2 protein-coding genes and 1 pseudogene are annotated in these 4,110 nt (G+C 63.0%); 1 reads left to right on the top strand and 2 read right to left on the bottom strand.

Going from position 1 to position 4,110, the window contains the following annotated elements; translation table 11 throughout:
• Nucleotides 1-68 precede the first annotated feature (68 nt).
• Nucleotides 69-1,712: a sulfotransferase gene (locus Q0M35_RS17780; RefSeq protein ID WP_295317591.1), complete on the top strand. Its 1,644-nt coding sequence runs from the start codon at nucleotides 69-71 to the stop codon at nucleotides 1,710-1,712.
• A 61-nt stretch (nucleotides 1,713-1,773) separates the two neighbouring features.
• Here Q0M35_RS17780 and Q0M35_RS17775 read toward each other — a convergent pair whose 3' ends face one another.
• Together Q0M35_RS17775 and Q0M35_RS17770 are read right to left on the bottom strand one after the other, a co-directional pair.
• Nucleotides 1,774-3,837: a caspase family protein gene (locus tag Q0M35_RS17775; RefSeq protein ID WP_295317590.1), complete on the bottom strand. Its 2,064-nt coding sequence runs from the start codon at nucleotides 3,835-3,837 to the stop codon at nucleotides 1,774-1,776.
• 111 nt (nucleotides 3,838-3,948) lie between these two features.
• Nucleotides 3,949-4,110, bottom strand: a pseudogene (locus tag Q0M35_RS17770) (alkylhydroperoxidase); the annotation flags it as partial.

Raw genomic sequence — 4,110 nt, 5'->3', positions numbered from 1 at the left:
ACACTCGACGCCGGCGAATAGCTGCGCGTTGACATCGCGGCTGCGGACATTCATCAGACAGCATGTCCATGGATATCGTGCAAAAGATCAATAAACTGATGGCCGCGGGAGACTATGCCGCGGCTCAGAAACGCATCCGGCCGCTGGCAAAGAAAGAGCCCCGCAACGCCGGACTGCAGAACATGGCCGGGCTGACCTTTGCCAAAGGCGGGCAGCACAAGGCCGCGTTGCAGTATTTTGTCGCAGCGGTGAAAGCAGCCCCCGAGCAGACAGACTTCCGGTACAATCTGACCCTTTCTCTGGTGCTCTGCGGCGAGGACGCGAAAGCCGCCGGTCAGATCGACAGGCTGATCAGCGCAGCTCCGGATGATCCGCGCCCCTGGCATATGCGCGCGATGCTGTACCAGAATGCGGGCACCCACAAGGAAGCGGTGAAGGCCGCGACTGAGGCCATTTCCCGTGACCCGCAAATGGCGGATGCGCTGAACCTGCGCGCGGTTGCATACACCTTCCTGCGCGACGATGCCGCCGCACTCGCAGATTTCCAGGCGGCGGCAGAGCGCCGTCCGGACGATTCCAAGACGCTGCGCCAGCTTGGCAAGCAACTCAGCCAGATGGGCCTGCAGGAGCGCGCGCTGGAAGCCTGGGGACGGGCGTTGCGGCTTACACCGGGCCATCCCAACACGCTCGCCCGTGTGGCCGAAGTCTGTCCGCCCGATACGCTGCCTCAGGTACGTGAGGCAGCGGAAAAAGCGCTTACCGCACGCCCGGCCGACCCTGCGGACAGGGCACAGCTCATGCTTGCCGCGGCCACGGCGATGCACCGCTCAGGGAAGGCATCCCAAGCAATGGAGCTTTTACACCGGCTGCATGCGCTGGACGCGCGGCACAATCCCTGGGACCGGCGCGCCGCGCGGAAAGAATTTGAGCGTATGACCTCGCTTTTTCCCGCCGCTCCCGACATCTCACGCCCCGCCGCTCAGACACCCTCGCCGGTCTTTGTCACCGGGCTGCCCCGTTCGGGCACGACGCTGGTCGAGATGATCCTGAGCCGGGCGCAGGGTGTCGTGGCACGGGGTGAACTGCCGATGGCCGCCGCCCGTGCTCAGGCCTTTCTGGCAACCGGCCGCCCGGTCACCGCAGAGGCGCTGGCAGACTTTGCCAAAGGGTTTCGCGCAGACATGCCGCCCGTGCCCGCGGATGCAGCTTTTTTTACCGACAAGATGCCTGCAAACTTTCGCTACATCGGGCTGCTCGCGGATGCATTTCCTGACGCCCGGTTCGTCTGCGTCGAGCGCGACCCGCGCGATGTCGCTCTGTCCATGTGGCGCCGCCGCTTTGTCACCGAGGGCATGAATTTCGCCAGCAGTCTCCCGGATATCGCCGATTACGCCAACCTGTTTGCGCTCTACATGCGCCACTGGCAGGCAACCTGCGCCGACCGGATCCTGACAGTTCGCTATGAAGATCTGGTGTCGGACATGGACAGCGGCACGCGTGCGATCGCGGAGCACTGCGGCCTGACCTGGACCGGGGACATGCTGCACCCTGAAGAGAGCGACGCGCGGGTGGAAACCGCAAGCAAGGATCAGGTGCGCGCCCGGGTGCACACCCGTTCAGTGGGCGGCTGGCAGCAGTTTGCCAGTGACTTCAGAGAATTCACCGACAATCTGGACCCGGATCTGTGGCCGGAGATTGCGACGCCCGGCTGAACCGCCCGCACAAACCGCACAGGCGACGATTGCCTGTCAGCGACGGGCCTTGTTCCGCTGCCTACCGGAATTCAATGATGTGACCGCGGCTTTCTCCCCGTTTGTCATTCCAGGTCGGCGAAGACGGCAGGCCACTGCTCATACGGGTCCTGGTTTTATGCATGAAATGGGCGAATTGTTCGTCGCCCGAGTAGTTGTTGGGCTCACCGCGCGCCCAGTTCGTGTACCTCAGGGACTCTCCGGACACCCATCGCCACCCGTCGGAAGAACCGGAAGGCCGCGACAGGCCGATGAAAGGTCCCCCAAGGTCATAGGGCGGCTTCTCGGGGTTGTGCCAGAAGCGGTTGTCATACCGCACCATCTCAAAAACGAACCGGTTCTCCGCCGATGAGGTGATCGAAACCAGATGACCGCCCAGCGCCCGCGCATGCGACACTGCAGAAGAAAAGCTGCGCCAGTTCTGGTCCAGCACGGCCACATAAAGACGGCCACCAAAATAGCCGTAAACGAACGCCTGTCCGCGCAGCGCACGAGTGGCTTTTTCGAGCTTCGGATCACCCGTGATGTTGCGCACGCTGCTGACACTGTGTTTTTGCGCGCGCCGTCCGGAGATAAAACTGTCCTCTGCCGCGCTCCGGGCAGCAGGATCAGGTTTTGCCGCGGGTGTTGCCGCATCCGGCGCGGGGCGCGGCGATGCCGCCGGATCAAAGTTCAGCGCGGCAAGCGTTGACTTGTTGAGTACGCCTGTGGACGCGAGCCCCGAAGCAGACTGAAACACACTGATGGCTTTGCGCGTTCTGGCCCCGATCAGCCCGTCCACCGGCCCCGCATCAAAGCCGCGCGCATTCAGCGCTGACTGCACGTCGCGCAGCTGGCCCCGCGTCAGCCCGAGCGATTTCTCCTGCCCGAGAAACGCCTCCGGCGGCCGTTGTGCTGCTGCTTGCTGCGCCGTTTCTTCGGCTTTGCGATCCAGAGCACTGACCACGAGGGCACTGCGTTTGAGTTTGGCTTTCTGCATGAGCACATGATCGGGGTATTCCGCATAGCGGTGGATAAACCGGGTCCACTGCGAAATGTCCGCAGCAGCAGCAGCCGATGAATACTCTTTCACCATCTGTTCTGTCGAAAGACCGGAAGCCGTTTCTGTGGCGCCCGGACGCGCCGCCGGCAGATTACTCATCGCGGCCATGCGCACCGCCTCGCGTTTCTGCCGGGCGATTGTTACCAGCTGATTGTCCGGCAGATCCGCATAGCTTCCCAGAAACGCAGTCCAGTCCCGATCGGTGCCTGCCGCTTCGGCCCTGGCGAAATCCGCCACCATCTGCTGCATGCGCAAAAGCGCACCAGAGGCATCCGGTGTCAGGTCAGGTGTGGCACGCGGCGGCAGCAAAAATATATCGCGTCCTGGCAGCGAGCCATAGGTGAAAGGCTCCTGTGCCCCGTCTGTAAGCTCAAAAACTGTGTCGCGCACCCGGCGGAACATCTTTCCCAGCTCCAGCCCCGGCTCCTCGATGTGTGTCAGCAGCGCGCGCGCATAGGGGCTGTTGCGCCCTTCGCCGTCCATCGCCAGCGTCCCGCTGCGCGCGGCATAGCCGACGAGAACACCGCTCGGATCGACCCGCGCCAGACCGCGCCCGACCGAACGCGTCCCGCTGGCATAGACCATATCCGACAGAAACGGATTGTTCCGGCAGGCATCAACGAGAATAAGCTTGAGCCCCCGGGCGCCGGAGACCGCACGCACAAAGCTCTCCAGCCGCAGCGCTTCGAGATCCACATCCCGGTCACTGCGCAGTTCAGCATTGACCGGGATAAGGTAGTTGGTGTTTTCGATCTCGATCCCGTGGCCGGCGAAATATACGATAACCATATCCGCGTCCTGCGCGGCTTCGGCGAAATCGCGCAGAGTCAGGCGCATCTGCCGGTAATCAAGGTTCATACCCTGCGTCACGGTAAAGCCGATGCGCTCCAGCGCCGCGGCGAGGTCGGTGGCGTCATTTGCGGGATTGTTCAGGCTGGCGACGTGATCATATTCCGAGTTACCGATTACCAGCGCGATGCGTTTGTCCTGCGCTGCGACACTCTGTGGCCAGAGTGCCACCAGAAGGCACAAAATCACCAGCACCAGAGCGCCCGCCCCGTGGCAGACCCGGTCCCACCGCCTATGTCTTATCCCGTTCACGACTCGCAGAATACGCGTTTTCAGGCGATTCCCAAAGCCCGGGCGGCGCTGCGCTCAGCGGTGCCCCCAGTCCTGCGGATCGTCGGAGTTGCCCGGGCTCAGCCCGATGATATCACCCTCCGTCGAACAGCCGGACCTCAGCACCATCCGGTTGGCACAGGCAAAACAGGCGACCACCTGGTTGATCTCGAGGATCTGCCCGTCGTCAAAGCCGGC

Origin of the sequence: Roseobacter sp., assembly GCF_024639605.1 — a bacterium.
In the GTDB taxonomy this organism is placed as follows: domain Bacteria; phylum Pseudomonadota; class Alphaproteobacteria; order Rhodobacterales; family Rhodobacteraceae; genus Roseobacter.
This window is presented reverse-complemented; position numbering and strand designations above follow the sequence as displayed.